Genomic DNA, 22,413 nt, shown 5'->3' with positions numbered 1-22,413 from the left:
TTTCCCTGGTCGTGCGTGGGGTGGAGAGGGGCTACTTGATGGCTTCGAGCTTCGGCACCACCTGGTCGATGGCGTACGGGATGCTCAGCACGGTGTTGAAGGACAGCGCGGCGCCGATGTCGGGGTCGTTGTAGGGCAGGAACAGGTCCCGCTTCTCCTGGCTGACCTTCGTCTTGGCGTACAGCGGGTCGGCCTTCATCGCCTGCTCGGTCTCGGCGGTGCCGAGCCAGACGGTCCGGTCGGCCTCCATCACGTCGAGGCGCTCGGAGCTGAGGTCGGCGATGTTCTCCTTGCCGAGCGCGGTGCGGTAGCCCTCGGAGGTGCCGAAGCCCATGCCGGCGAAGAACTTCAGCTTGGGGTCGTTCGGGGAGAACGCGGAGAACTTGCCGGGCTCGTAGGGCTCGCCGACCGCGACGGTCTTGCCCTTCCACTCCGGGTGCTTGTCGCGGACGGCCTTGAAGCGCTCGTCGATGCCGGCGATGAGCTTGCCGGCCTCGGCCTCCTTGCCGAGCGACTTGCCGATCTGCCGCGTCATGACCTGCCAGTCGGCCTGGTAGTCCTCGGCGCCCTTGGGCTGCGCCACCACCTTGGCGATCTTCGACAGGGTCTCGTACTGCTCCTTCTTCATGCCCGAGTACTGGGCGATGATCAGGTCCGGCTTGAGGGCCGCGATCTTCTCCATGTTGTACTCGTCGCGCTCGCCGACGACCTGCGGCGCCTTGGAGCCCCACTTGTCCTTGGCCCAGGGCCACTTGCCGTACGGCTGCTCCTTGAACCAGTCCACGGCGCCGACCGGGGTGACGCCGAGGGCGAGGACGGCGTCCTGGTCGGACAGGCCGAGGGTGACGACCTTCTTGGGGGCGGCGGAGATGGTGGTGCTGCCGTACTTGTGCTCGACGGTGACCGGGAAGGCCCCGGACGTCGCCGACGTGTCGCCGGACGCGGTGGTCCCGGCCTTGTCGCTGTCGCCGTCGCCACCGCCACAGGCGGTCAGCGCGAGCGCGGCGGCCGCGGCGAGGGCCACGCGGGGGACGGCTCCGGCGAACTTCGTCAGCGCGGGGCGTGGTCGAACGGTCACGGGGACTTCCTTTCACGGGGGTTGTGCAGGGCGCGCAGGCCACCGGCCCGGGGCCGGGCGGCACCGGGCGGGGCAGGTGGGGAGGGGTGACGGCTAGAGAGCGGAGCCGATCTCGTTCGCGGCGGGTTCGGACGCGGCGCCGGCCCCCGCCGGGACGCGGACCCGGCCGACGATCGAGTCGAGGATCTCGCCGACGCGGACGGCGGTGTTCGAGAGCAGGGACGAGGTGATGCCGTGCGTGTGCTCGGTGCCGCCCTGCAGGTAGATCCCGCAGCGCAGTTCGGGATCGGTGGTGACGCGGTAGTCGCGCTCGACCCGGACCCGGCCCTGGTCGTCGCGGTGGCAGTACTCCTCGATCCCGCCCAGGAGTTCGAGGCCGTCGGCGGAGCGGTAGCCGGTCGCGTAGACCAGGACGTCGGCGTCGAGCGGGGTGCGTTCGCCGGTGACCAGGGACTCGACGGTAGTGCGGACCTTGTCCGGGGTCTCCACGACATCGGTGAGGCGGGAGACCTTCAGGAACCGGAGGCGTTCGGTGCCGAGCACCTTCTCCCGGTACTCCTCGCGGTACAGGTCGTCGATCAGGTCGACGTCGACGACGGAGTAGTTGGTGTTCCCGTGGTAGCCGATCAGCTTGCGCTTGATCTCCTCGGGGGCGGTGAAGTACTCGTCGACGGCGGCCGGGTCGAAGATCCGGTTGGCGAAGCTGCTGTCGTCCGCGGGGCTGTAGCCGTAGCGCGAGAAGACGGCGCACACCTCGGCGTCGGGGAAGGTCCGGTGCAGGAACGCCACGTTCTCGGCGGCGCTCTGTCCGGCGCCGACCACGATGAAGCGGGCCGGGTCGGTGCCTTCGAGCTCCCCGACCCGGGCGAGCAGGTCGGAGTTGTGCCAGACCCGTTCGGTGCGCTCGACGCCCTCGGGCATGCGGGGCCGCAGGCCGGTGCCGACGACCAGGTTGCGGGCTCGGTGGGTGACGAGTTCCCCGCCGGAACGGGCGGTGACGTCCAGGTACTGCACGACGCCGTCCTCGACGACCGGCCGTACGGCGACCACCTCGCAGCCGTAGGACACCATGTCGTCGACCTTGGCAGCCGCCCACTCGAAGTAGTCGTGGAACTCGACCCGCAGCGGGAAGAGGTTCTTGTGGTTGACGAAGTCGAGCAGCCGGCCCCTGCTCTGCAGGTAGCAGAGGAAGCTGTACTCGCTCGCCGGGTTCCGCAGCGTCACCAGGTCCTTGAGGAAGGACACCTGCATGGTGGCGTCGTCGATCAGCATTCCCCGGTGCCAGCCGAACTGCGGCTGCCGCTCGAAGAAGTGGGCGGTGACCGCCTCTTCCCTCGCGACGCCGGCGTTGTGCTCGCTGAGCGCGATCGCCATGGCCACGTTGGACGGCCCGAAGCCGATTCCGATGAGGTCATGGATCAGTGGTGCGTCGTCAGCAAGAGCCTGAGACATGGGACTCCCAATCGTGCGGTGTAGCCGCTTTGGGCACGCCGGAAGAACGGCGACCGAGCAAACAATTTAGGCAAGGCTAACCTGATCAATCAAGCCTGTCGACGCACGAAACCGGAAGCGGAGCTTCGACCTGGTTGTCGAACACCCTTGAAAACAGGGCAGGTTGATAACTTAGGTAAGCCTTGCTTTACTCACACCTGGCCAGCTACAGTCCTGAGGAGGAGCCCCCCATGCGGGTTGTCATGTTCGGTTATCAGACGTGGGGTCATCGCACGCTGCGGGCGCTGCTGGACTCCGAGCACGACGTCGTGATGGTCGTGACACACCCCAAGAGCGAGCACGCGTACGAGAAGATCTGGAGCGACTCGGTCGCCGATCTCGCCGCGGAGCACGGGGTCCCGGTGATGATCCGCAACCGCCCGGACGACGAGGAGCTGTTCGAGGCGCTCAAGGCGGCCGACCCGGACATCATCGTCGCCAACAACTGGCGTACGTGGATCCCTCCGCGCATTTTCGGCCTCCCCCGGCACGGCACGCTCAACGTGCACGACTCGCTGCTGCCGAAGTACGCCGGCTTCTCCCCGCTGATCTGGGCGCTGATCAACGACGAGAAGGAGGTGGGGGTGACCGCGCACATGATGAACGACGAACTCGACGCCGGCGACATCGTGTTGCAGCGCGCCGTGCCGGTCGGCGACACCGACACGGCAACCGACCTGTTCCACAAAACCGTTGACCTGATCGCCCCGGTGACGGTGGGCGCGCTCGACCGGATCGCGGCCGGCGACACCGACTTCACCCCGCAGGACCGCTCCGAAGCGAGCTTCTTCCACAAGCGCTCCGCGGAGGACATCCGCATCGACTGGAACTGGCCGGCCGCCGACCTCGCCCGGCTGGTCCGCGCCCAGTCCGCGCCGTACCCGGCCGCGTTCACGTACCACCGGGGCAAGCGCCTGGAGGTGCTCGCCGCCGTGGTCTCGGAGGCCAGGTACGGCGGCACGCCCGGCCGCGTCTTCTACCGCGAGGGCGACGGCGTGGTGATCGTCGCCGGCGCGGACGCCCGTACGGGGCGCAACCACGGGCTCGCCCTCACCCGGGTCCGCACCGAGGACGGCCGCGAGATGCCAGCCGCCGAGTACTTCACCTCCATGGGCGGATACCTGACCAGCCGCCCGTGACCGGCGACCGGCCGACCCGCGGCCACGGGGGAACAGGGCAGACGCCGGCACGCACCGGGGAACAGCACGGGGGAACCTTGAACGGGAACGAGCCGCACACCAACCGGGACGGCCGGGACGCCCGGGACGCCCGGGAGGACTGGGCCGACGACCTGGTGGCCCGGGTCGAGCCCACGGGCGAGGTGGACCGGGCCCTGCGGGAGGCCCTGGGCCGGTCCCCCAGCCTGCGCGAGGAGACGGTCACCCGGATGGCGGACGCCGTCCGGGCCGCCGCCCAGGGTCTCGACCTCCCGGCGTGCGCGGTGGCGGCCGGGGTACCCGAACGGATGCTGCGCGAATGGCTGGAATTAGACGTGGCCTTCGCCACGGCCGTCGGAGCCGCCCACGCACTCGCCGACGCGCACGGGCTCCGGCCCGGCGCCGGCCCCACCCCGGCCAGGCTCCGGCTGCTGCTCGCCGCGATGCGCGACGGCACGCCCTGGCCGGCCGCGGCGGCCCTCGCCGGGTTCTCCATCCGCGGCTTCGACCGGCTGCGGCGGGAGAGCCCCGCGGTGGGCGCGCTGATGGCGGCGGCCCAGCGGGCCCGGTCCGGGAAGCGCCCGCCGCGCGGCGGGCGCCGCACGGGCCGTCCGGCGCGTCCCGCGAACGGCTACCGGCTGGTCCGGCGCGACGACCCGCTCCTCTCCCCCGAACGGGGCACCGCCACCGGCTGACCCGCCGGGACGGGTTTGAAGCCGTCCCGGGCGGTTAGCCGCCAGGTGTGCCGTGCCGTCCCGTACCGACGGCGCCTCCACACGCGGTACGGGACGACACCCACCGATCGGTGTCAGACGTTGGCGCAGGTGTTGCCCGCGGCCGGGTTCACCAGGCCGATGACGTTGATGCTGTTGCCGCAGACGTTGATCGGGGCGTGGATCGGGATCTGGACCAGGTTGCCCGAGAGCACGCCCGGCGAGCCCACGGCGTATCCCTCGGCCGTGCTGTCGGCCACGGCCGTGGCCGAGCCGCCCAGAACGAGGGCGGCGGCGGCCAGGGCGAGCCCGGCGGTCCTGTACACACGCGACATAGGAGAGTCCTCCTGCTGATCGAGCGGCGCGGACGCGCCGCCGGGCCGGGAAACGGCCCGCACCCTCTCTTCGGCAGCAGACCGGCCCGGCTTGGGGGTCCGGGCACCGTATTCCCCCGAAAGTACGAGTACGCGAGGGCGGTGTGAGCACCGTGGCGGTACGGGTCGGGACCTCGGGATGGCAGTACCGGGACTGGTCGGGCGTGCTCTACCCGGCCGGGCTGCCGGTCCGGCTGTGGCTGGAGGAGTACGCCGGGCACTTCTCCACCCTGGAGAGCAACAACGCCTTCTACCGGCTGCCCTCCCCGGAGACCTTCGCGTCCTGGCGGGACCGCACCCCGGCGGGCTTCGTGATCGCCGTCAAGGCCAGTCGCTACCTCACGCACATCAAGCGGCTGCACGACCCCGAGGAGCCGGTGGCCCGGCTGATGGCGCACGCCTCGGCACTCGGAGACCGGCTCGGACCGGTCCTGCTGCAGCTGCCGCCCACCCTGCGCGCGGCCCCCGGGGCGCTGGACGACTGCCTGCGCTGCTTCCCGGCGGACACCCGGGTGGCGGTGGAGTTCCGCCACCCGTCCTGGTGGAGCGAGGAGGTCCGGTCGGTGCTGACCGCCCGGAAGGCCGCGCTGTGCTGGGCCGACGTCGGGTCCCGGCCGGTCGGGCCGCTCTGGCGTACGGCCGGCTGGGGGTACGTCCGCTTCCACCAGGGGCGGGCGGCGCCCTGGCCCTCGTACGGCAGGACGGCGCTGGCCTCCTGGGCGGCCCGGATCGCGGCGGCCTGGCCGGGCGACGCGGAGGTGTTCGCGTACTTCAACAACGACCTCGGCGGGGCAGCCGTCCGCAACGCACTGGACTTCGCCCGGCTCACCGGCGGGGCGGTGCGCCCGGCCGCCCTCTGATCACCCGGTGTCAGTAGGGGCGCGCGGCCATCGGGCGGGGCTCGGCGTCCGGGGCCGTGAAGGTGGCGTGCGGGCCCCCGGGGCCCACCGCGGCCAGCACCGACGCCGCCGTGGGCGGGTCGGTCGGCAGTTCGATCGGGACGGTGACCGGCACGTCCTTGCGGGTGGTGGCGTGCCCGGTCTCCTTCCCGTCGACCAGGACCTCCACCACCACGGTGTGGCCGGTCTGGACGGTGGCGCTGACCGAATGCCCGAGGTGGTCGGTGTGGAAGTGGTGCCGGCGTCTCATCGGAGCTCCCGGGGAGGCAGGGGGGTGGTGGCGGGCCCCTGCAGGACGGTGCCGTCGGTCGCGAAGCGGGAACCGTGGCAGGGGCACTCCCAGGCCCGTTCGGCCTCGTCGAACGCGACCAGGCAGCCCTTGTGGGTGCAGCGGGCGTCGAGGGTGTGCAGGGTGCCGGAGCCGTCGCGGTAGACGGCGCAGGGGTGCCGGCCGTGCCCGCGGACGACGGTGGCGGTGTCGGGCGCCAGGGCCGCGGCGGCCTCGGGGCCGGGCAGGTGGAGGCGGTCGCCCAGGTAGTGTCCGGCGATCTCGCCCTGCGCGCCGAGCAGCTCCGGGATCTCCCGTACCGGGGGAAGCCGCCGCGGGTCGAACAGTTCGGTCCAGGCCGGGCGCGGGCCGCCCAGGACGTGCGCGGCCAGCAGCCGGCCGGCCATCAGGCCGCCGCTGAGGCCCCACCCGCCGAACCCGGTGGCGACGTACACGTGCTCGGTGCCGGGATGGAGGTGGCCGACGAAGGGGATGCCGTCGGCGGAGTCCAGGTCCTGGGCGGCCCAGCGGAGTACGGGGGCGGTGGCGCCGAAGTCCGGGAAACGGGCCCGGGCCCAGTCCGCCAGCCGGTCCCACCGCTGCGCGGTGCCGGGGTCGCCCGGCCGGAACGCCTCCCCGGCCACGATCAGCAGGCGCTGCGCGAAGCCCGACGGGGAGGGGTAGGGGGCGGTGCGGACCGAGCGGATCCGGTCCTCCGGGGTGAGGTACATGCCCTGGGGATCGGCCGCCGCGGGAACGGGTGCGGCGATCACGAGTTCCCGGCGGGGGGCGAGCCGGGACGTCAGCGACATCGGGCCGAAGGGCGGGAAGTGGGTGGCGAGGACCGCTTCGGCGGCGTGTACGACGGGGCCGTGGGCGGTCTCCAGGCGGATCCGGGCGTGCTCGTGGAGTGCGGTGATCCGGGTCTGCTCGTGGATGCGTCCGCCGGCGGCGGTGAACGCCGCGGCCAGGCCGGTCAGGAAGGCGGCGGGGTGGAACTGCAGCTGGTCCGGCAGTCGCACGGCGGCGGCTATGGAGAAGGGCAGGCCGCATTCGGTGACGAAGTGGGCGTCGAGTCCGGCGCTCCGGGCCGCGGCCGTCTCGGCGCGGACCTCCTCGGCCCGGGCGGGGTCGGCCACGTAGGTGTACGCGGGGAGCCGTTCGAACCAGGAGTCCACGCCGAGCTCGGCGGCGAGGGCCACGGCCCGTTCCAGGGCGTCCTGCTGGGCGGCCGCGTACAGGCCCGCGGCCTCGGTGCCCACCGTGCGGCACAGCCGCTCGTAGCGCAGACCGTGCAGGGCGGTGAGTTTGCCGGTGGTGTGCCCGGTGGTGCCGGAGAGGATCCGGTCGGCTTCGAGGAGTACGGTCTCCCGGCCCGCGGCGGCCAGCTCCCGGGCGGTGGCGAGTCCGGCGATGCCGCCCCCGATCACCACGACGTCGGTGTCGAGGTCCTCGTCGAGGCGCGGCCGCGGCGGCCGGTCGGCGGTGGCCAGCCAGTACGGGAGGAGGCGCCCGGCCGGCGCCGGCGTGTCGTCCATGCCGTGCGGGTACCCCGTGCCGGGCCGGGGATGCGCGGGTGCCACGGGTTGCGGCCGGGCGGACCCGGACAGAGAGTAAATCCGGGCAAAAGCCCCACACCTCTCGGAAGGATCCGTCATGAGCAAGGCCAAGGCGAAGGGCAAGCAGGTCAAGGGCAAGATGAAGGAGGCCGTCGGTGACATGACCGACGACCAGCGGATGGAGATGGAGGGCCGGGCCGAGCAGATGACGGGCAAGGTCCAGGAGTCCGCCGAGCGGATGAACGAGCGGATGAAGCGGTCGAACAAGTAACCGCGCCCCGCGGTGCCGGACCCCGTCGCACGGGGGTCCGGCACCCGGTCGGGCGGACGGCGCGTCCGTGACCTTCCGGTCCGGGGGTCGCGCCGGGGGGATCAGCTGTCGCGGACCGCGACGATGCCGTTGAACACGCCGATGTACGCGGTGCCGTCCGGGCCGAGGGTGATCGGCGCCCAGTTGTTGTCGTACAGCGGGCCGGTGCCGGTCAGCTGCCGCCAGCGGCGCTCACCGGTGCGGAAGTCCACCGCGGTGAGGTACCAGGCGTCGAAGCCCCAGAAGTTGGGCTCCTTCTCGTAGAAGTAGAGCAGTCCGTTGCCGGTGGAGAGCTTCGGCACCGTCGAGGGCGAGCGGATCGCGCTCTCCCAGGCCGTGTCGCAGCCGCTGCCGTCGGGGCGGACGTCGATGCGGGAGACCCCGCCGACGACGCTCTTGCCGAACAGCAGGCTGGTCGGGTTCTCGTAGCCGTAGTTGTTCTCGACGACGAGGCTGTTGCCCCAGCTGATCAGGGAGTTGTCGGTGGTGGAGGCGCCGGAGCCGAAGACCGGCACCTTGCAGACCAGCCGCTTGTCCTCCGGTACGTCCGTGCCGCGCCTGAACACGAGGACGTTCATCCGGTCGTCGGCGTTGTCGGTGATGGCGACGTAGCCGTTGCCGAAGAGGTCCGGGGTGGTGCCCGAACCCTGGTTCACGGAGCCGGGCTTGGTTCCCGTACCGCGGTCGTAGGTCTGACGCCACTGCACCTGCGGGGTGCCGTCGGGAGCGGCGCGGAAGCTGTAGAGGGCGTGGTCGGAGACGATGGAGACGCCGTCCTCGGCCACCGAGAAGGAGTTCTGGATCTCCTCGCCCTGGAGCCGGATGTGACGGATCGTCCCGGTCGCCGGGTCCACCGTGCCGACCCGGCCCTGGCGGGTGACCCACCAGATGCGGCCGTCCCAGTCCGGCATCACGGAGGTGACGGGGTCACAGGCACCGCTGGGCCACAGGTTGGTCCAGCTCACGCAGTCGTGCGGCACGACACCGGTGAGGTCCCAGTCGTTCTCGACCGTGAACTTCCAGCTGCCGTCGGGGTTCTGCGAGTGCGCGAGCCGCAGGACGTGCTGGCGGGAGTCGGCCAGCACCGCCCGGTCCTCGTTGTCCAGGTAGAAGTAGGCGCCGCCCGAGGTGTCCTTGAAGATCTTCGAGAAGTCGAGCGAGGTGATCGCCTCGACCGTCGAGGAACGCTGCGGGAGCTGGTGTTCCGCGAGCGTGGCGAGGGTGCGCGGGTCCAGGAGCTTGACCTTGAACCCGGTGAAGGTGCCGCACACGGTGACCAGGCGGCCGCCCTTGTCGAAGGTGGCGGTGGCGCATTCGCCGCCGAGGGCGGCGATCTTCTCGCTGGTCACCTTCGGGTTCCGGCCCAGCGGACCGGACCATGACGAGGTGGCGCTGCCCGCGGCGTCGGAGTGCATGCCGCTGCGGCCGTTGGGCGCGAGGTACGGGTGCTGCGGCGGGGCCTCGCCCGGCAGCGGGGCGGCGGTGGCGGGGCTCCCCTCGTAGTGGCTGACCAGGCGGTGGCCGGGCGCCAGGGGTATCTCGTCGGCCTGGGCCGGGAGCGCCCCGTTCAGGACCGCGAGCGCGGCCAGGGCCGGCACCACAGCGCAGTTCAGCGCTCTTCGGAACATGCGGTCGTCCTCCGTTTCTCTGTTGACACTGCGTCTGACATCGCGCCGCCGCCCGACGGTAGGTCGCAGGACCGGAGGAGTCCATGGAAGGTGAGGATGATTCACGAACCCGCAATGGACGATCAAGAAGCCATCAGGGCTTCAGGCTGCCGACCACGTCGGCGGTGGCGGCGAGGCCGCTGTGCAGGGTCGCGGCCATGCCGGTGCCCGCGAGGCAGAAGCCGAGGAAGACACAGACCAGCGCATGGGAAAACTTCAGGCCGCCGCTGCGCAGGAAGATCCAGGCGAGGACGAGGAGCAGCACGACCACGGAGAGGGAAACCACCATCGCAACCTCCTTGTGCCGCGCCATCGTGGCGCAGCGGGAGGGCCGGACGGGGGCGTGACGTGTCCGCCGAACGGGTGTTGACGGTCCGTGACAGGGCCCCGGCCCTTGACGATCACGCTCCGGCCGCCCTGGAGGAGGGGCCGTGGCCGGCGAATACGGGCAGGTCAGGACAAGCGGGCACACCTGGGGCGGGGGGCTTGTCGGGCCCTCACCACCCGTGCCATAAAAGGTCCAGACCTGTTGGCGCGAGGCGAGGAGACCCCGTGCGAGGACGCTCCGCGCTGCCCGCCACCACCGTGTTCCTGCTGGCCGCGACCGCCCTCGGACCCGCGGCGTGCGCCGGGGCCGACACCGATCCCCCGCCGGCCCCCGCCGGACTGACGGCACAGGCCGGCAGCGCCGGCTCGGTGCACGTGATGTGGGATCCGGCCGCCGAGCGGGACGGAGTCACCGGGTACCAGGTGCTCCAGGGCGGGAAGCCGGTCCGCGACCTGCCCGGTGACAAGCACATGACGGACGTCACCGGCCTGGCGCCGCAGACGCACTACGCGTTCACCGTCCGGGCCCGGGACGCGGCCGGAAACCTCTCCCCGGCCGCCGTCACCGCCGAGGTGACCACCCCGCCCGTACGGGCCGACGACCGGCGGGCCCCGACGGCCCCGGCACGGGCCGCCGGCAGCCCGGCCGGCCCCCGCTCCGTCCGGCTGTCCTGGTCCGAGGCCACGGACGACACCGGGGTCACGGCGTACGACGTCTACCAGGGCGGCGTACGGATCCACACGGCGGCCGCGACCGAGACCGGCACCCGGCTGACCGGGCTGCGGCCGGACACCGTGTACACCTTCACCGTCCGGGCCCGCGACGGCGCGGACAACTCCTCCCCCGACGGCCCGCCGGTCGAGATCACCACCGCCCCCGCCGACGGCGAAGGGCCGCCCACCGTGCCCGGCGACTTCACCGCGACCGCGTCGCCGGGTGCCGTGGAGCTCGGCTGGATCCCGCCCGACACCGGGCACGAGGTCCGCGAGTACGAGCTCCACGTGGACGGACGGCCGACCACGGTGATCCAGTTCGCGCCCGGCGCGGTACCCGGCGGACGGGCCGCGCACCGCCTCACCGTGGCCGAGCCGGCCGGCACGGTGTGGCACCTGAAGATCCGCGCCCGCCTCCCGGACGGCACCTGGGGCTCCTTCTCCGCGGAGCGGCGGGTCGAACTGGCCCGCTGAGACGGCACGGAGCCGGCCCCCGGGAACGGTACGAAGATGCTGCCGCCCGGACGAAGATCGCGCACAATACGTCCGTGCACGGTGAGTACCCGGACAACAACGGTCAGCAGGGCCCGGAGGGCAGGGCGTTTGAGCCAGACTCTGCCGACGTGCCGGGAAATCTGCCGCCGGAAACGGCGACCTTCATCGGACGTGAGCACGAACTCGGACTGCTCGGCCCCCTGTTGCGCCGGCAACGTCTGATCACCCTGACCGGAGTGGGCGGGGTCGGCAAGTCGCGTCTGGCCCTGCGCGCCGTCCGCACCCTGGCCGCCGGCCGAAGACCCGCCCTCCGTGACGGCGTCTGGTGGGTGGAGCTCTCCCCGCTGCGCGACCCGGAGCTGCTGACCTCCACCGTCGCCCACGCACTGGGGCTCGCGGTCCACTCCAGCCGTTCGCCCGACGAGGAACTCTGCGGCTGGATGGCGGACAAGGAGCTCCTCGTGGTGCTCGACACCTGCGAGCACCTGGTCCCCGCCGCACGCCACCTGGTCGGCGAACTCCTGCAGACCGCACCCGGACTGACGGTCCTGACCACCACCCGCGAGCCGCTCCGCTGCCCCGGTGAGACGCTGGTCGAGGTCCGCCCGCTGCCCACCGACGGGCCGGACAGCGACGCCCTGGCGCTGTTCCGGGAGCGCGCCCTCGCCGCGACCCCGCGGGCCGCCGAGGCCTTCGCCGAGCCCGGCACCGCAGCCGTCGCCGCCGAGGTCTGCCGCCGCCTGGACGGGATCCCGCTGGCCCTCGAACTGGCCGGTGCCCGGCTGCGGCTGTGGAGCGTGGAGCAGATCGCGGTGCGCCTGGGAGCCCGCTTCGAGCTGCTGGCCGACACCGGCTCTCCGCTGCTGCCCCGGCACCAGACGCTGCGCACGGCCATCGGCTGGAGCCACGAACTGTGCGAACCGCTGGAACGCCTGCTGTGGGCCCGGCTGTCGGTGTTCGCCGGCGGCTTCGACCTGGCGGCCGCCCGGGCGGTCTGCTCCGGCGGCCCGCTGCCCGCGGCCCGGGTGGAGGCGGTGCTCACCGCCCTGACCGCCAAGTCGGTGGTGCTGCGCACCGAGGTGCCGGGCGTGGGGGCCCGCTACCGGATGCTCGACACCATCCGCGAGTACGGCCAGGACTGGCTCGCCGAACTGGGCGAGGGAAGGACGGTCGCGGACCGGCACGCCCACTGGTACGCGCAGCTCGCCCAGGCGGCGGACCGCGGCTGGATGGGGTCCGGCCAGGTGGACTGGTACCGCCGGATGACCGCCGACCACATGGAGCTGCGGGCCGCGCTGGAGCACCTGCTCGGCACCGACCCGGCAGCCGCGCTGGAGATGGCCGGCGCCCTGTGGTTCCTCTGGTTCTGCTGCGGGCACGTGCACGAGGGGCAGGGGTTCCTGGAGCGGGCCCTGCGTGCGGTCCCGCCGACCGGGCCGGCGTACGCCCAGGGCCTCTGGGCGGCCGGGGCGGTCTGTCTGCTGCGCGGCGACCTGGCCAGGGCCCGGGAGTACGGCGAACGGGCCACGGCCGCCGCGGCCCGGCTGGCGGACCCGGAGCGGGAGCTGCGGGCGGCCTATCTGCTGGGCGCCTCGCTGCTGATGCCCGGAGACCCGGTCCGGGCACTGGAGATCGCCGGACCGGCGGCCCGGGCCGCCTTCGGCGGCCGGCCGGACGGCGCGGGCGGGCTGCTGTGCCGGCTGGTGACCTCGTACGCGCTCAGCGCCCTGGGGCGCTTCGAGGAGGCCATGGCGGAGGCCGCGAGCCTGCGGGAGACCTGCGTACGGCTGGGCGAGCGCTGGATGCGCGCGTACGCGGACTACGTCCTGGCGGTGGCGGCGCTGGGCCTGGGGCAGCACGGCGAGGCGGCCCGGCACGTCCGGGCGATGCTGGCGGGGAAGCGGCTGCTCGGCGACCGGTTCGGGATCGCGCTGGGGCTGGACCTGCTGGCGGCGGCCGTGGCCGGGCTGGGCGACGGCGACCTGGCGGCCCGGCTGCTGGGCAACAGCCACGCGTGGTGGCGGACGGTGGGCCGTCCGCAGATGGGGTCCCCCTCACTCGCCGCCCTGCGGGACGAGGGCGAGCGGCAGGCGCGCGCCTCGATCGGCGACGAGGCCTACGAGGCGGCCTTCCGCGGGGGTGCGCAGGCGCCCACCGACTGAGGTCCGTCCGGTGGGCGCTGCGCCCGGTACTGCTGCTCGGTACTGCTGTTCGGAACTGCTGCCGGGGCTCCCGTTCAGTACGGGAGGGTTCTGCCCGACGGGGTACGCAGGTCCAGGTCTCTCGGGGCCGGCTTCGGCACGGGCTTGCGGATCAGCTGCTGGCGCATGGTGCCCCCGTTCAGGCCGGGACCGGGATCGGGCGGTGGGGAGCGACCGTGCGGCCGTCAGGGAGCAGCTCGCCGGTGTCCTCGAAGATCACGGCACCGTTGCAGAGCAGGCTCCAGCCCTGTTCCGGATGGGACACCAGAACGCGGGCGGCTTCCCGGTCGGCGCTCTCGGCGGGCGGGCAGGGGGGCTGATGGGAGCACATTGCGCACCTCCTCGCTGAGTGGGGCGGGGGTCCGGTGGTCACCCGGTCGCTTCCGCCATCCACGGTGGCGAGGAGTATTACCGATCACCACCCTGGGACGGAACCCGTATTCGAGGCCCAGTTCACCCAGCGTATGCCCGATTACGATGCGTTCATGCCCGCTATCCGGATTGTTCGCGGCAGTTCACTGCCTCCGCAGGAGGCATGGACGCGCCTCACCGACTGGGAACGGCACGGCGCGCAGGTCCCGTTGACCCGCACGGTGGTCCACACCGCACCTCCCACCCGGGTGGGCACACGGTTCTCCGCGATGACCGGAATGGGACGGTTGATGGTGATTGACGTGATGGAGGTCACGGTCTGGCGTCCACCTGCCGGACGGACTCCGGGACTGGCCCGGCTGGAGAAGCGCGGCCGCGCGGTCAGGGGCTGGGCGGAGATCGAGATCCGCCCGGCCCGGGCGGGCGGCAGCGAGGTCCACTGGCGCGAGGACCTGCGCCTCTTCGGCTTCCCGCGGCTCCTCGATCCGGCGGTGGCGGCGGCGGGCCGCCTCCTCTTCGGCCGGGCGGTCGACCGGCTGCTCGCGGACCGTCCCCGCCGGTCCGGCCGGGCCGCCCGGCGGGGTCAGTAGGGGCAGATGGTGCTCTTCACATTCGCCTCGATCATGATCGCCTCGAAGTCGCTGACCGGGTGCTCCGGGGTGCTGAACCGCTTCTTCGCCTCCGCCGTGGTGTCGATGCCGGGCAGCATGTTCGTGTAGCACTGCTGGACGCCGTTCTCCAGGGCCTTCTCCTCGTCGGCGACGAGGGACGGATGGACGGTCTTCAGCCCGGCCAGGTAGACGACCCGCTTGTCCCCCACGGGCTTGCGGTACCGGGCGGAGGGCTCGGCGCTCTCCGGCAGGGGGGAGAGGGCGGTGGCGGGCGCGCTCGGCGCCGCGGAGGAGCCGGGGCTCGCGGAAGGGCCGCCCGCCGACGGCGAGGCTCCGGGCGCCGCACCGTCCTGCTTCGAGTCCCCGCCGTCACTGCCGCAGGCGGACAACGCGAACGCCGCGACGGCGGCACACGCGAGGGCAACGACACGCTTCTGATGTGTACGCATCACCCCATACTGGCCGCCGCCCACCCGTCCGCCGCCCCCTGTGACGGGACCGTGACGCCCCGCGACAGCCTTGTGACAAGGCGGCGCGCCACGGTCCGGGGAAGACGGCGGTGCGGAACCGGCGGGTCAGACCAGCGTGGCGGCCAGCGCCAGGCGCGCCTCCCGCTGCTGCCGGTGCAGGGCGAAGTCGCCGGCGTGCCGCTGGAGGAGCTGCCGCTGGTGGGCGGAGATGACGGCCGCCCCGATGCCGACCAGGTTCACCCTGCGCTTGCACCGGACGTCCTGTACGGCGGCCGCGACTGCGGCCGGACCGGCGGGGTCCTCCAGCCCGAGCACGCGCTCCACCTCGTACGGGCCGACGATGCCCGGATAGCCGGCCCGGTCCATGCACTGCGACCACCTGCGGACCACGGCGGTCATGCGGGGGTCCTCCTTCGCCCGGTAATAGGCGTCGAAGGAGGCCCACTGCCCGTAGAGCGGGTCCATGGAGGCCCTGGTGGGGAGGTTCAGGATCCGGTAGCCCTCGCCGGCGCAGCCGTGGACGGGGACGGTGCGCCCGCCCACGACGACCCCGCTGTCCATCTCCCGGGCCTCCTCCTCCGAGACGGGCCCCTTCGGCACCTCCGGCCCCTCGGGCTCACCGGGCCGGGTGCCGTAGAGCACCAGGTGGGCCTCTTCCGTCAGCACCGGCGGCTCCTCCTTGCCCGGCGGCCGGGTGCGGCCGCCCCACCGGTCGTAGCCGTAGGCGGCCGCGCGGGCGGGGTCGGCCAGGCCGAACAGGTACTCGTGCCGGTCCTCGGGGCCGGTGGGCGGGGCGGGGTCCGGGGCCGCGTACGCGAGGCCGTACCGGGCCATGCAGCGGGTGGTCAGCCGGTTCTGGGCGGTGTGCAGCAGGCGCTGCTCGGCGCGCGATTCGGTGTACGCGTCCAGCGGCAGCTCAAGGGACGCCGTGGGCGGATTGAAGGCCACGGGACCCAGGGCCGGCGCGGTGGGACCGCCCGCGGCCCGCGCCTGGCCGGGCACCAGCACCAGCACCAGCACCAGAGTCGCCAGTAAGCCCGCCAGCAACGCGGGCACTGCCGCCGGACGGCGGCGTCGGATGGAACGCACGGGAATCCTCCCCTGTCGGTGATCACTGCGTCGCGCCACCGACGGATCCTGCTGCCGCCCCTCCGCCGCCCCCAAGCCCAAACCGGGCATTCCGCCGGACCGTCACGGAACGGTCTCACAGCGGCCCCACAACGGTCATACGGGCGCCCGCCGAATGGGCCCGGACAAGGCCCGGACGCAGCTCCGCCCCGGCGGGCGCTGTCCCCTCGCGGGGTCCGTCGGGGCGGATCCGAGTAGCCAGCCGCCCGGCAGCAATCGGGTGGTTGGTGATGCGTTCACGCTAACGGCGACCACTGACACCGCCGTCCGGTGGCGGAGCCGGCGGGGCCTAGCGGATCGGCATCCCCGAGATGGTGCGGGCGATCACCAGGCGCTGGATCTCGCTCGTGCCCTCGAAGATGGTGTAAATCGCGGCGTCCCTGTGCATGCGCTCCACCGGGTACTCGCGGGTGTAGCCGTTACCGCCGAGGATCTGTATGGCCTGGGCGGTGACCTTCTTGGCCACCTCGCTCGCGTAGAGCTTGGACATCGAGCCCTCCGCCGCGTCGAAGGGCTTGCCCGCGACCGCCATCCAGGAGGCCCGCCACACCAGCAGCCGGGCCGCGTCGATCTGGGTGCGCATGTCGGCGAGCTGGAAGGCCACGCCCTGGTTGTCGATGATCGGCCGGCCGAACTGGGTGCGGGTCCTGGCGTAGTCGAGGGCGACCTCGTACGCGGCACGGGCGGTGCCGACCGCCATCGCGCCGACCGCCGGGCGGGAGGCCTCGAAGGTGGCCATGGCCGCGTTCTTCACGCGCTCGCCGCCCGACTTGGCCTTCTCGCGGGCCCGCGCCAGCCGCTCGTCCAGCTTCTCCTTGCCGCCCAGCAGGCAGGAGCCGGGGACCCGTACATCCTCCAGCACCACCTCGGCGGTGTGCGAGGCGCGGATGCCGTGCTTCTGGAACTTCTGGCCCTGCGACAGGCCGGGGGTGCCCGGCGGGACGATGAAGGAGGCGTGGCCCTTGGTGCCGAGCCCGGGATCCACCACGGCGACGACGATGTGCACGTTGGCGATACCGCCGTTGGTGGCCCAGGTCTTGGTGCCGTTGAGCACCCACTCGTCCTTGGCCTCGTCGTAGACGGCACGGGTCCGCATCGAGCCGACGTCGGAGCCGGCATCGGGCTCGGAGGAGCAGAAGGCGGCGACCTTCACGTCGTCCGGGGTGCCGTACATCTGCGGGATCCAGGTGCCGATCTGCTCCTCGGTGCCGTTGGCGACGACGCCGATCGCGGCGAGGCCGGTGCCCACGATGGACAGGGCGATGCCCGCGTCACCCCAGAACAGCTCCTCCATCGCCATCGGGACGCCGAGGCCGGTCGGGTCGAAGAACTGCTGCGCGTAGAAGTCCAGGGAGTAGATCCCGACCTTGGCGGCCTCCTGGATGACGGGCCACGGAGTCTCCTCACGCTCGTCCCACTCCGCGGCCGCGGGCCGGATGACGTCGGCGGCGAAGCCGTGGATCCAGTCCCGGACCTGCTTCTGGTCCTCGTTGAGCTCCATGGTGAACTCCGCCATGACCCCTCCAGCTGTGTTGGTGCACCACGTACGTTACCTGCGGTAACCCGCAGCAGGGCCTCAGTCTGTTACCGGCGAGTAGTAACTGTCAACAAATCTTGTCCGGTACCTCCGATTCGATCGCGGGGAGGGGCGGGGTGTTACGTTGCGCGTGCGTCACGCACATCGCACGGGCGGGGAGAGAGAACGTCATGGAGACCACGCAGCAGGCCGGCCGGGAACCGGGCACGGCCGAACGCCGGCGCCGGGAGCTGCTGGAAGCCGCCGACCGGGTGGTGCTCCGGGACGGCCCCAAGGCGTCCATGAACGCCATCGCGGCCGAGGCGGGCATCACGAAGCCGATCCTCTACCGCCACTTCGGCGACAAGGCGGGCCTCTACCAGGCCCTCGCGGTACGCCACACGGACGCCCTGCTGGACTCCCTGCGGGCGGCCCTGGACGCCCCGGCCGAGCGCCGCCGCCGGGTCGAGGCCACCCTGGACACCTACCTGACCGCGATCGAGGCCCGGCCGCAGGTCTACCGCTTCCTGATGCACCCGGCGGAGGACTCGCACACCGGCGACCGCGGCTTCGAGGTCGGCCAGCACTCGGCCCCGCTGCTCCGCCGGCTCGGCGAGGAGCTCGCCAAGGTGATCGCGGAACGCGTGGACCTCGGCCCCGACGGCGAGGAACTCGCCCGCATCTGGGGCCACGGCATCGTCGGCATGATGTACGCCGCCGGCGACTGGTGGCTCGGCGAACGCCCGTGCTCCCGCGCCGCCCTCGTCACCGGCCTCACCGACCTCCTCTGGGGCCGCCTGGCCACAGCCGGCAACCTCGCCGACGGCCCGGGCTTCTGACCCACCCCCGGCGCGGGCAGGCACCCCGCTCCGGTCCGGGCAGGCGCCCGTACCCACCCCCGGCGTGGGCACGCACCCGTACCCACCCCCGGTGTGGGCAGGCGTCCCGCAGGGCGGGACGGGTGGGCACACCGGGACACCGCCGCTCAGCGGCCACACCCCGCCCACCCGAAGCCCGCTCAGAGCCCGGGCCGAAGCCCCGCACGAGTCGCGGGGGTGGCGGCCCGACGGAGCCCGGGCACAGCCCGACCGGGCCGCGGCACGGCCCGCGGCGGAGCCGCGCCGCGCTACGCCGACCAGCCCGCCCTGCGGATGGACCGCTCCAGGCGCCGCCGCCGCATCCCCTCGACCCGCTCCCGGTAGACCATCCCGTCCAGGTGGTCGCACTCGTGCTGCAGGCACCGCGCGAAGAACCCGGTCCCCTCCACCCGCACCGGCTCCCCCGCCGAGTCCACGCCCTCCACCACCGCCCGGTCGAACCGGGGCGTACCGGCCTCCAGACCCGGAAGGGATAGGCATCCCTCCGGCCCGAGCACCTCCACCCCGTCGGCCTCGACCAGCCGGGGATTGACGATGTGCCCGAGGTGCCGCTCCTCCTCGTCGTCGGGGCAGTCGTAGACGAACACCCGCTGCGCGACACCGATCTGGTTCGCCGCCAGCCCCACGCCCTGCGCCGCGTACATCGTCGCGAACATGTCCTCGATCAGCCGGTCGAGTTCCGGGCCGAACTCGGTGACCTCGGCACAGGCCGAATGAAGCACCGGATCGCCGAGCAGGCTCATGGTGCGGACCAGACCGGAAGTGCCGGGAATGGGGCGTTGTCGCATGGCCGTAAGCGTACGCGGCACGACCATATGAGGAGATCCGGGGCGTCAAGCGGGCGCCGAGGTCAGGGGCCCGACAGGTTCTGGATAGGCTGGGGCCGGACCGACGCAAGGAGGACAAGGGACGATGGCAGGCAACACGGAGCCGCTTTCGCCGCGGGCCAAGCTGGCCGTGACGGCGGGCAAGGCCGCGGCGGCGGTGTCGCGGGCCGCGGGGCGTGGCAGTGGATCGGTGATCGGGGGCAAGGTCGCACTCAAGCTCGACCCCGATCTGCTCAGCGCGCTGGCACAGCACCTCGATGTCGTCCTCGTGTCCGCGACGAACGGCAAGACGACCACCACCCGCCTGATCGCGGAGGCCCTCCGCGCCAGCGGCCCGGTGGTCTCCAACGCGCTGGGCGCGAACATGCCGGCGGGCATCACCTCCGCCCTCGCGGGCGGCAGCGACGCCAAGTACGGCGTCATCGAGGTCGACGAGAAGTACCTGGCCGGAGTGGCCCGCGACGTGACGCCGAAGGCGATCGCGCTGCTGAACCTCTCCCGCGACCAGCTGGACCGGGCCGCCGAGACCCGGATGCTCGCCGAGAAGTGGCGGGAGGGCCTGGCCGGCTCCAAGGCGGTCATCGTCGCGAACTGCGACGACCCGCTGATCGTGTGGGCCGCCTCCTCCTCGCAGAACGTGGTGTGGGTCGCGGCCGGCCAGGAGTGGAAGGACGACGCCTGGTCGTGCCCCTCCTGCGGCGGCGTGATGCAGCGCCCCGGCGACGACTGGTTCTGCGGTGAGTGCGGGTTCCGCCGCCCCACCCCGAGCTGGGCGCTCTCCGGCGACCACGTGCTCGACCCGCACGGCAGCGCCTGGCCGATCCACCTGCAGCTGCCGGGCCGCGCCAACAAGGCGAACGCCGCGACCTCGGCCGCCGTGGCCGCCGTCTTCGGCGTCCCGCCGCAGGTCGCGCTGGAGCGGATGTACCAGGTGCAGGCGGTGGCCGGCCGCTACGACGTGGTGACCTTCCAGAACCGTCAGCTGCGGCTGCTGCTCGCGAAGAACCCCGCGGGCTGGCTCGAAACGTTTTCGCTGATCGACCCGCCGCCGACGCCGGTGATCCTCTCGGTCAACGCCCGGGGCGCCGACGGCACCGACACCTCCTGGCTGTGGGACGTGGACTACCCGCGGCTGGCCGGGCACCCGATCTTCGTGATCGGTGACCGCAAGCTGGACCTGGCCGTCCGGCTGGAGGTCGCCGGCCTGGACTTCCGGGTCTGCGAGACCCTCGACGAGGCCGTGCAGCTGGCTCCGCCCGGACAGATCGAGCTGATCGCCAACTACACCGCCTTCCAGGACGTCCGCCGCCGCGTCGGCAACTAGTACCCCTCCATAAGGACGACAACAGCATGAGCGACAACAGCCTGCGTCTGGTGTGGGTCTACCCGGACCTGCTGAGCACGTACGGAGACCAGGGCAACGCCCTGGTGGTGGAGCGCCGGGCGCGGCAGCGCGGCCTGGACGTCCAGCGCCTGGACGTCCGCAGCGACCAGCCGATCCCCACCTCCGGGGACATCTACCTCATCGGCGGCGGCGAGGACCGGCCGCAGCGGCTGGCCGCGGAGCGCCTGCTGCGCGACGGCGGCCTGGAGCGGGCCGTGTCGAACGGGGCGATCGTGTTCTCGGTCTGCGCCGGTTACCAGATCCTCGGCAACGAGTTCGTGAACGACATGGGCGAGCGTCAGCCGGGCCTCGGCCTGCTCGACGTGGTCACCGTGCGCGGCGAGGGCGAGCGGTGCGTCGGCGACGTGCTCGCGGACATCGACCCTCGGCTGAACCTGCCCCAGCTGACCGGATTCGAGAACCACCAGGGCGTGACCCACCTCGGCCCGACCGCCAAGCCGTTCGCGCGGACCCGGATCGGCCGTGGCAACGGCACCGGAGACGGCACCGAGGGCGCGTACAACGACACCGTCTTCGGCACGTACATGCACGGACCGGTGATGGCGCGGAACCCGCAGATCGCGGACCTGCTGCTGAAGCTGGCCCTGGACGTGAACGCGCTGCCGCCGGTCGAGGACCAGTGGTACGAGGCGCTGCGCGCGGAGCGCATCGCGGCCGCCACCCAGCCCGCGTAACGGCCTGCCGGCCCGCCCGGCGCACCCGCTGTCCGGCCCGGATTCCCTGGTGGAGTCCGGGCCGCGGCGTTTCCGCGGTCTTTTCCTCCAAGAACCGAACGCGGCCTTGGAGGATGGTTCAGTCCACTGCCGATCCGCTTGTAGGGTGACGGGTAGTTCCAACCGGACGACGTGGTCCGGTCGTCGGCCCACGTTGCAAAGGTTTCTTGTGCCATGCGCATAGGTGTGCTCACTTCCGGTGGCGACTGCCCCGGCCTGAACGCCGTCATCCGCTCCGTCGTGCACCGCGCCGTCGTGGACCACGGCGACGAGGTGATCGGCTTCCAGGACGGCTGGAGGGGCCTCCTGGAAGGTGACTACCGGAAGCTGGACCTGGAGGACGTGGCGGGCATCCTGGCCCGTGGCGGCACGATCCTCGGCTCCTCCCGGGTGCAGCCGGCCCACCTGCGGGACGGCGTGGAGCGTGCCCGAGGCCATGTGGCCGATCTCGGCCTGGACGCCGTCATCCCGATCGGCGGCGAAGGCACCCTGAAGGCGGCCAACCTGCTCTCCGAGGCCGGCCTGCCGATCGTGGGCGTGCCGAAGACCATTGACAACGACATCGCCTCCACCGACCGGACCTTCGGCTTCGACACCGCCGTCGGAGTGGCCACCGAGGCCCTGGACCGGCTCAAGACCACCGCGGAGTCGCACCAGCGCGTCATGGTCGTCGAGGTCATGGGCCGGCACGCCGGCTGGATCGCCCTGGAGTCCGGCACGGCCGCCGGCGCCCACGCCATCGTGGTGCCGGAGCGCCCCTTCGACATCGAGGAGCTGACCCGCATCGTCGGCGAGCGCTTCTCGGCCGGAAAGCGGTTCGCGATCGTCGTGGTCGCCGAGGGCGCCAAGCCGCGCCCCGGCTCGATGGAGTTCGAGGACGGCCGCAAGGACATGTACGGCCACGAGCGGTTCGCCGGCATCGGCAACCTCCTCGCCGTGGAGCTGGAGGCCCGGCTGGGCAAGGAGGCCCGCCCGGTCATCCTCGGCCACGTCCAGCGCGGCGGCACCCCCACGGCGTACGACCGGGTGCTCGCCACCCGCTTCGGCTGGCACGCGGTGGAGGCCGCGCACCGGGGCGAATTCGGCATGCTGACCGCGCTGCGCGGCACCGACATCGTGATGGTGCCGCTCGCGGAGGCCACCTCGACCCTGAAGACGGTGCCGGCCGAGCGCTTCGCCGAGGCCCAGAACGTCCTCTGATGTCCCGAAGATGACCCGATGGGGCCCCCGGACGCATCGG

Annotated in this window: 23 protein-coding genes; 11 read left to right on the top strand and 12 right to left on the bottom strand. The window is 72.5% G+C overall.

Annotation, left to right across the window (positions count from 1 at the left end; all coding sequences use genetic code 11):
• Nucleotides 1-31 precede the first annotated feature (31 nt).
• The gene (locus ACGFQ9_RS13530) at nucleotides 32-1,078 is read right to left on the bottom strand and encodes an iron-siderophore ABC transporter substrate-binding protein (protein WP_393573908.1); all 1,047 of its coding nucleotides are present in this window, start codon (nucleotides 1,076-1,078) and stop codon (nucleotides 32-34) included.
• A 93-nt stretch (nucleotides 1,079-1,171) separates the two neighbouring features.
• Nucleotides 1,172-2,530, bottom strand: coding sequence for a lysine N(6)-hydroxylase/L-ornithine N(5)-oxygenase family protein (locus ACGFQ9_RS13525; RefSeq protein ID WP_393573907.1), 1,359 nt, complete (start codon nucleotides 2,528-2,530; stop codon nucleotides 1,172-1,174).
• Nucleotides 2,531-2,760: 230 nt separating this feature from the next.
• Here ACGFQ9_RS13525 and ACGFQ9_RS13520 point away from each other — a divergent pair, with 230 nt between their 5' ends.
• Nucleotides 2,761-3,708: a methionyl-tRNA formyltransferase gene (locus ACGFQ9_RS13520; RefSeq protein WP_393573906.1), complete on the top strand. Its 948-nt coding sequence runs from the start codon at nucleotides 2,761-2,763 to the stop codon at nucleotides 3,706-3,708.
• A 77-nt stretch (nucleotides 3,709-3,785) separates the two neighbouring features.
• Entirely contained in the window at nucleotides 3,786-4,421 is a 636-nt protein-coding gene (locus tag ACGFQ9_RS13515; RefSeq protein WP_393573905.1) for a hypothetical protein, read from the top strand.
• 113 nt (nucleotides 4,422-4,534) lie between these two features.
• Here ACGFQ9_RS13515 and ACGFQ9_RS13510 read toward each other — a convergent pair whose 3' ends face one another.
• On the bottom strand, nucleotides 4,535-4,774 hold the full coding sequence (locus ACGFQ9_RS13510; RefSeq protein ID WP_393573904.1) for a chaplin: 240 nt from the start codon (nucleotides 4,772-4,774) through the stop codon (nucleotides 4,535-4,537).
• A 152-nt stretch (nucleotides 4,775-4,926) separates the two neighbouring features.
• Between ACGFQ9_RS13510 and ACGFQ9_RS13505 the strand changes: the two genes are divergently transcribed.
• The gene (locus ACGFQ9_RS13505; RefSeq protein WP_393574290.1) at nucleotides 4,927-5,673 is read left to right on the top strand and encodes a DUF72 domain-containing protein; all 747 of its coding nucleotides are present in this window, start codon (nucleotides 4,927-4,929) and stop codon (nucleotides 5,671-5,673) included.
• A gap of 10 nt (nucleotides 5,674-5,683) precedes the next feature.
• On the opposite strand, the gene ACGFQ9_RS13500 is transcribed toward ACGFQ9_RS13505, so the two are convergent.
• Together ACGFQ9_RS13500 and ACGFQ9_RS13495 are read right to left on the bottom strand one after the other, a co-directional pair.
• Nucleotides 5,684-5,962, bottom strand: a complete 279-nt coding sequence (locus ACGFQ9_RS13500) for a hypothetical protein (protein WP_393573903.1) — start codon at nucleotides 5,960-5,962, stop codon at nucleotides 5,684-5,686.
• Nucleotides 5,959-7,518, bottom strand: coding sequence for an FAD-dependent oxidoreductase (locus ACGFQ9_RS13495; RefSeq protein ID WP_393573902.1), 1,560 nt, complete (start codon nucleotides 7,516-7,518; stop codon nucleotides 5,959-5,961). Before ACGFQ9_RS13495 ends, ACGFQ9_RS13500 begins: the two co-directional genes overlap by 4 nt.
• A gap of 118 nt (nucleotides 7,519-7,636) precedes the next feature.
• On the opposite strand from ACGFQ9_RS13495, the gene ACGFQ9_RS13490 reads away from it, so the two are divergent.
• A complete protein-coding gene (locus ACGFQ9_RS13490; RefSeq protein WP_393573901.1) occupies nucleotides 7,637-7,810 on the top strand; it encodes a CsbD family protein in 174 nt (57 codons plus the stop codon).
• A 101-nt stretch (nucleotides 7,811-7,911) separates the two neighbouring features.
• On the opposite strand, the gene ACGFQ9_RS13485 is transcribed toward ACGFQ9_RS13490, so the two are convergent.
• Both ACGFQ9_RS13485 and ACGFQ9_RS13480 read right to left on the bottom strand, forming a co-directional pair.
• Nucleotides 7,912-9,477: a hypothetical protein gene (locus ACGFQ9_RS13485; RefSeq protein ID WP_393573900.1), complete on the bottom strand. Its 1,566-nt coding sequence runs from the start codon at nucleotides 9,475-9,477 to the stop codon at nucleotides 7,912-7,914.
• Between the two features lie 133 nt (nucleotides 9,478-9,610).
• The gene (locus ACGFQ9_RS13480; protein ID WP_393573899.1) at nucleotides 9,611-9,805 is read right to left on the bottom strand and encodes a hypothetical protein; all 195 of its coding nucleotides are present in this window, start codon (nucleotides 9,803-9,805) and stop codon (nucleotides 9,611-9,613) included.
• Between the two features lie 263 nt (nucleotides 9,806-10,068).
• Between ACGFQ9_RS13480 and ACGFQ9_RS13475 the strand changes: the two genes are divergently transcribed.
• Nucleotides 10,069-11,031: a fibronectin type III domain-containing protein gene (locus tag ACGFQ9_RS13475; RefSeq protein ID WP_393573898.1), complete on the top strand. Its 963-nt coding sequence runs from the start codon at nucleotides 10,069-10,071 to the stop codon at nucleotides 11,029-11,031.
• 149 nt (nucleotides 11,032-11,180) lie between these two features.
• Entirely contained in the window at nucleotides 11,181-13,214 is a 2,034-nt protein-coding gene (locus ACGFQ9_RS13470; RefSeq protein WP_393573897.1) for an ATP-binding protein, read from the top strand.
• Between the two features lie 178 nt (nucleotides 13,215-13,392).
• Here the strand turns inward: ACGFQ9_RS13470 and ACGFQ9_RS13465 are convergent, their stop codons facing one another.
• The gene (locus ACGFQ9_RS13465) at nucleotides 13,393-13,584 is read right to left on the bottom strand and encodes a DUF5999 family protein (RefSeq protein ID WP_393573896.1); all 192 of its coding nucleotides are present in this window, start codon (nucleotides 13,582-13,584) and stop codon (nucleotides 13,393-13,395) included.
• Nucleotides 13,585-13,915: 331 nt separating this feature from the next.
• Here ACGFQ9_RS13465 and ACGFQ9_RS13460 point away from each other — a divergent pair, with 331 nt between their 5' ends.
• Nucleotides 13,916-14,215 carry a hypothetical protein gene (locus tag ACGFQ9_RS13460; protein ID WP_393573895.1) on the top strand — a complete coding sequence of 100 codons (300 nt, stop codon included), beginning with the start codon at nucleotides 13,916-13,918 and terminating at the stop codon, nucleotides 14,213-14,215.
• On the opposite strand, the gene ACGFQ9_RS13455 is transcribed toward ACGFQ9_RS13460, so the two are convergent.
• The 3 genes from ACGFQ9_RS13455 to ACGFQ9_RS13445 all read right to left on the bottom strand — a co-directional run bounded on the left by ACGFQ9_RS13455 (nucleotide 14,209) and on the right by ACGFQ9_RS13445 (nucleotide 17,350).
• Entirely contained in the window at nucleotides 14,209-14,685 is a 477-nt protein-coding gene (locus tag ACGFQ9_RS13455; protein ID WP_393573894.1) for a hypothetical protein, read from the bottom strand. The two genes, ACGFQ9_RS13460 and ACGFQ9_RS13455, sit on opposite strands and share 7 nt — an antisense overlap.
• Nucleotides 14,686-14,811: 126 nt before the next feature.
• Complete coding sequence (locus ACGFQ9_RS13450) at nucleotides 14,812-15,795, bottom strand: hypothetical protein (protein ID WP_393573893.1); 984 nt, start codon at nucleotides 15,793-15,795, stop codon at nucleotides 14,812-14,814.
• A gap of 328 nt (nucleotides 15,796-16,123) precedes the next feature.
• A complete protein-coding gene (locus tag ACGFQ9_RS13445) occupies nucleotides 16,124-17,350 on the bottom strand; it encodes an acyl-CoA dehydrogenase family protein (RefSeq protein WP_393573892.1) in 1,227 nt (408 codons plus the stop codon).
• Between the two features lie 191 nt (nucleotides 17,351-17,541).
• Here ACGFQ9_RS13445 and ACGFQ9_RS13440 point away from each other — a divergent pair, with 191 nt between their 5' ends.
• Nucleotides 17,542-18,189 carry a TetR family transcriptional regulator gene (locus ACGFQ9_RS13440; RefSeq protein ID WP_393573891.1) on the top strand — a complete coding sequence of 216 codons (648 nt, stop codon included), beginning with the start codon at nucleotides 17,542-17,544 and terminating at the stop codon, nucleotides 18,187-18,189.
• A 287-nt stretch (nucleotides 18,190-18,476) separates the two neighbouring features.
• On the opposite strand, the gene def is transcribed toward ACGFQ9_RS13440, so the two are convergent.
• A complete protein-coding gene (def, locus tag ACGFQ9_RS13435; protein ID WP_393573890.1) occupies nucleotides 18,477-19,016 on the bottom strand; it encodes a peptide deformylase in 540 nt (179 codons plus the stop codon).
• Nucleotides 19,017-19,140: 124 nt separating this feature from the next.
• On the opposite strand from def, the gene ACGFQ9_RS13430 reads away from it, so the two are divergent.
• From ACGFQ9_RS13430 to ACGFQ9_RS13420, 3 genes are all read left to right on the top strand, one after another.
• Nucleotides 19,141-20,379 (top strand): MurT ligase domain-containing protein, encoded by a 1,239-nt coding sequence (locus ACGFQ9_RS13430; protein ID WP_393573889.1) that lies wholly within the window; start codon nucleotides 19,141-19,143, stop codon nucleotides 20,377-20,379.
• 26 nt (nucleotides 20,380-20,405) lie between these two features.
• On the top strand, nucleotides 20,406-21,134 hold the full coding sequence (locus ACGFQ9_RS13425; RefSeq protein ID WP_393573888.1) for a type 1 glutamine amidotransferase: 729 nt from the start codon (nucleotides 20,406-20,408) through the stop codon (nucleotides 21,132-21,134).
• A gap of 213 nt (nucleotides 21,135-21,347) precedes the next feature.
• A complete protein-coding gene (locus ACGFQ9_RS13420; protein ID WP_393573887.1) occupies nucleotides 21,348-22,373 on the top strand; it encodes a 6-phosphofructokinase in 1,026 nt (341 codons plus the stop codon).
• Nucleotides 22,374-22,413: the final 40 nt, after the last annotated feature.

The organism is Streptomyces sp. NPDC048603 (assembly GCF_043199475.1).
GTDB lineage: Bacteria > Actinomycetota > Actinomycetes > Streptomycetales > Streptomycetaceae > Streptomyces.
This window is presented reverse-complemented; position numbering and strand designations above follow the sequence as displayed.

Bases quoted from the DNA above. Each gene is read 5' to 3' on its own strand.
- ACGFQ9_RS13525 (WP_393573907.1), bottom strand. From the start codon at position 2,530: ATGTCTCAGGCTCTTGCTGACGACGCACCACTGATCCATGACCTCATC.
- ACGFQ9_RS13520 (WP_393573906.1), top strand. From the start codon at position 2,761: ATGCGGGTTGTCATGTTCGGTTATCAGACGTGGGGTCATCGCACGCTG.
- ACGFQ9_RS13510 (WP_393573904.1), bottom strand. From the start codon at position 4,774: ATGTCGCGTGTGTACAGGACCGCCGGGCTCGCCCTGGCCGCCGCCGCC.
- ACGFQ9_RS13500 (WP_393573903.1), bottom strand. From the start codon at position 5,962: ATGAGACGCCGGCACCACTTCCACACCGACCACCTCGGGCATTCGGTC.
- ACGFQ9_RS13495 (WP_393573902.1), bottom strand. From the start codon at position 7,518: ATGGACGACACGCCGGCGCCGGCCGGGCGCCTCCTCCCGTACTGGCTG.
- ACGFQ9_RS13490 (WP_393573901.1), top strand. From the start codon at position 7,637: ATGAGCAAGGCCAAGGCGAAGGGCAAGCAGGTCAAGGGCAAGATGAAG.
- ACGFQ9_RS13485 (WP_393573900.1), bottom strand. From the start codon at position 9,477: ATGTTCCGAAGAGCGCTGAACTGCGCTGTGGTGCCGGCCCTGGCCGCG.
- ACGFQ9_RS13480 (WP_393573899.1), bottom strand. From the start codon at position 9,805: ATGGTGGTTTCCCTCTCCGTGGTCGTGCTGCTCCTCGTCCTCGCCTGG.
- ACGFQ9_RS13465 (WP_393573896.1), bottom strand. From the start codon at position 13,584: ATGTGCTCCCATCAGCCCCCCTGCCCGCCCGCCGAGAGCGCCGACCGG.
- ACGFQ9_RS13460 (WP_393573895.1), top strand. From the start codon at position 13,916: ATGGTGATTGACGTGATGGAGGTCACGGTCTGGCGTCCACCTGCCGGA.
- ACGFQ9_RS13455 (WP_393573894.1), bottom strand. From the start codon at position 14,685: ATGCGTACACATCAGAAGCGTGTCGTTGCCCTCGCGTGTGCCGCCGTC.
- ACGFQ9_RS13445 (WP_393573892.1), bottom strand. From the start codon at position 17,350: ATGGCGGAGTTCACCATGGAGCTCAACGAGGACCAGAAGCAGGTCCGG.
- ACGFQ9_RS13440 (WP_393573891.1), top strand. From the start codon at position 17,542: ATGGAGACCACGCAGCAGGCCGGCCGGGAACCGGGCACGGCCGAACGC.
- def (WP_393573890.1), bottom strand. From the start codon at position 19,016: ATGCGACAACGCCCCATTCCCGGCACTTCCGGTCTGGTCCGCACCATG.
- ACGFQ9_RS13430 (WP_393573889.1), top strand. From the start codon at position 19,141: ATGGCAGGCAACACGGAGCCGCTTTCGCCGCGGGCCAAGCTGGCCGTG.
- ACGFQ9_RS13425 (WP_393573888.1), top strand. From the start codon at position 20,406: ATGAGCGACAACAGCCTGCGTCTGGTGTGGGTCTACCCGGACCTGCTG.
- ACGFQ9_RS13420 (WP_393573887.1), top strand. From the start codon at position 21,348: ATGCGCATAGGTGTGCTCACTTCCGGTGGCGACTGCCCCGGCCTGAAC.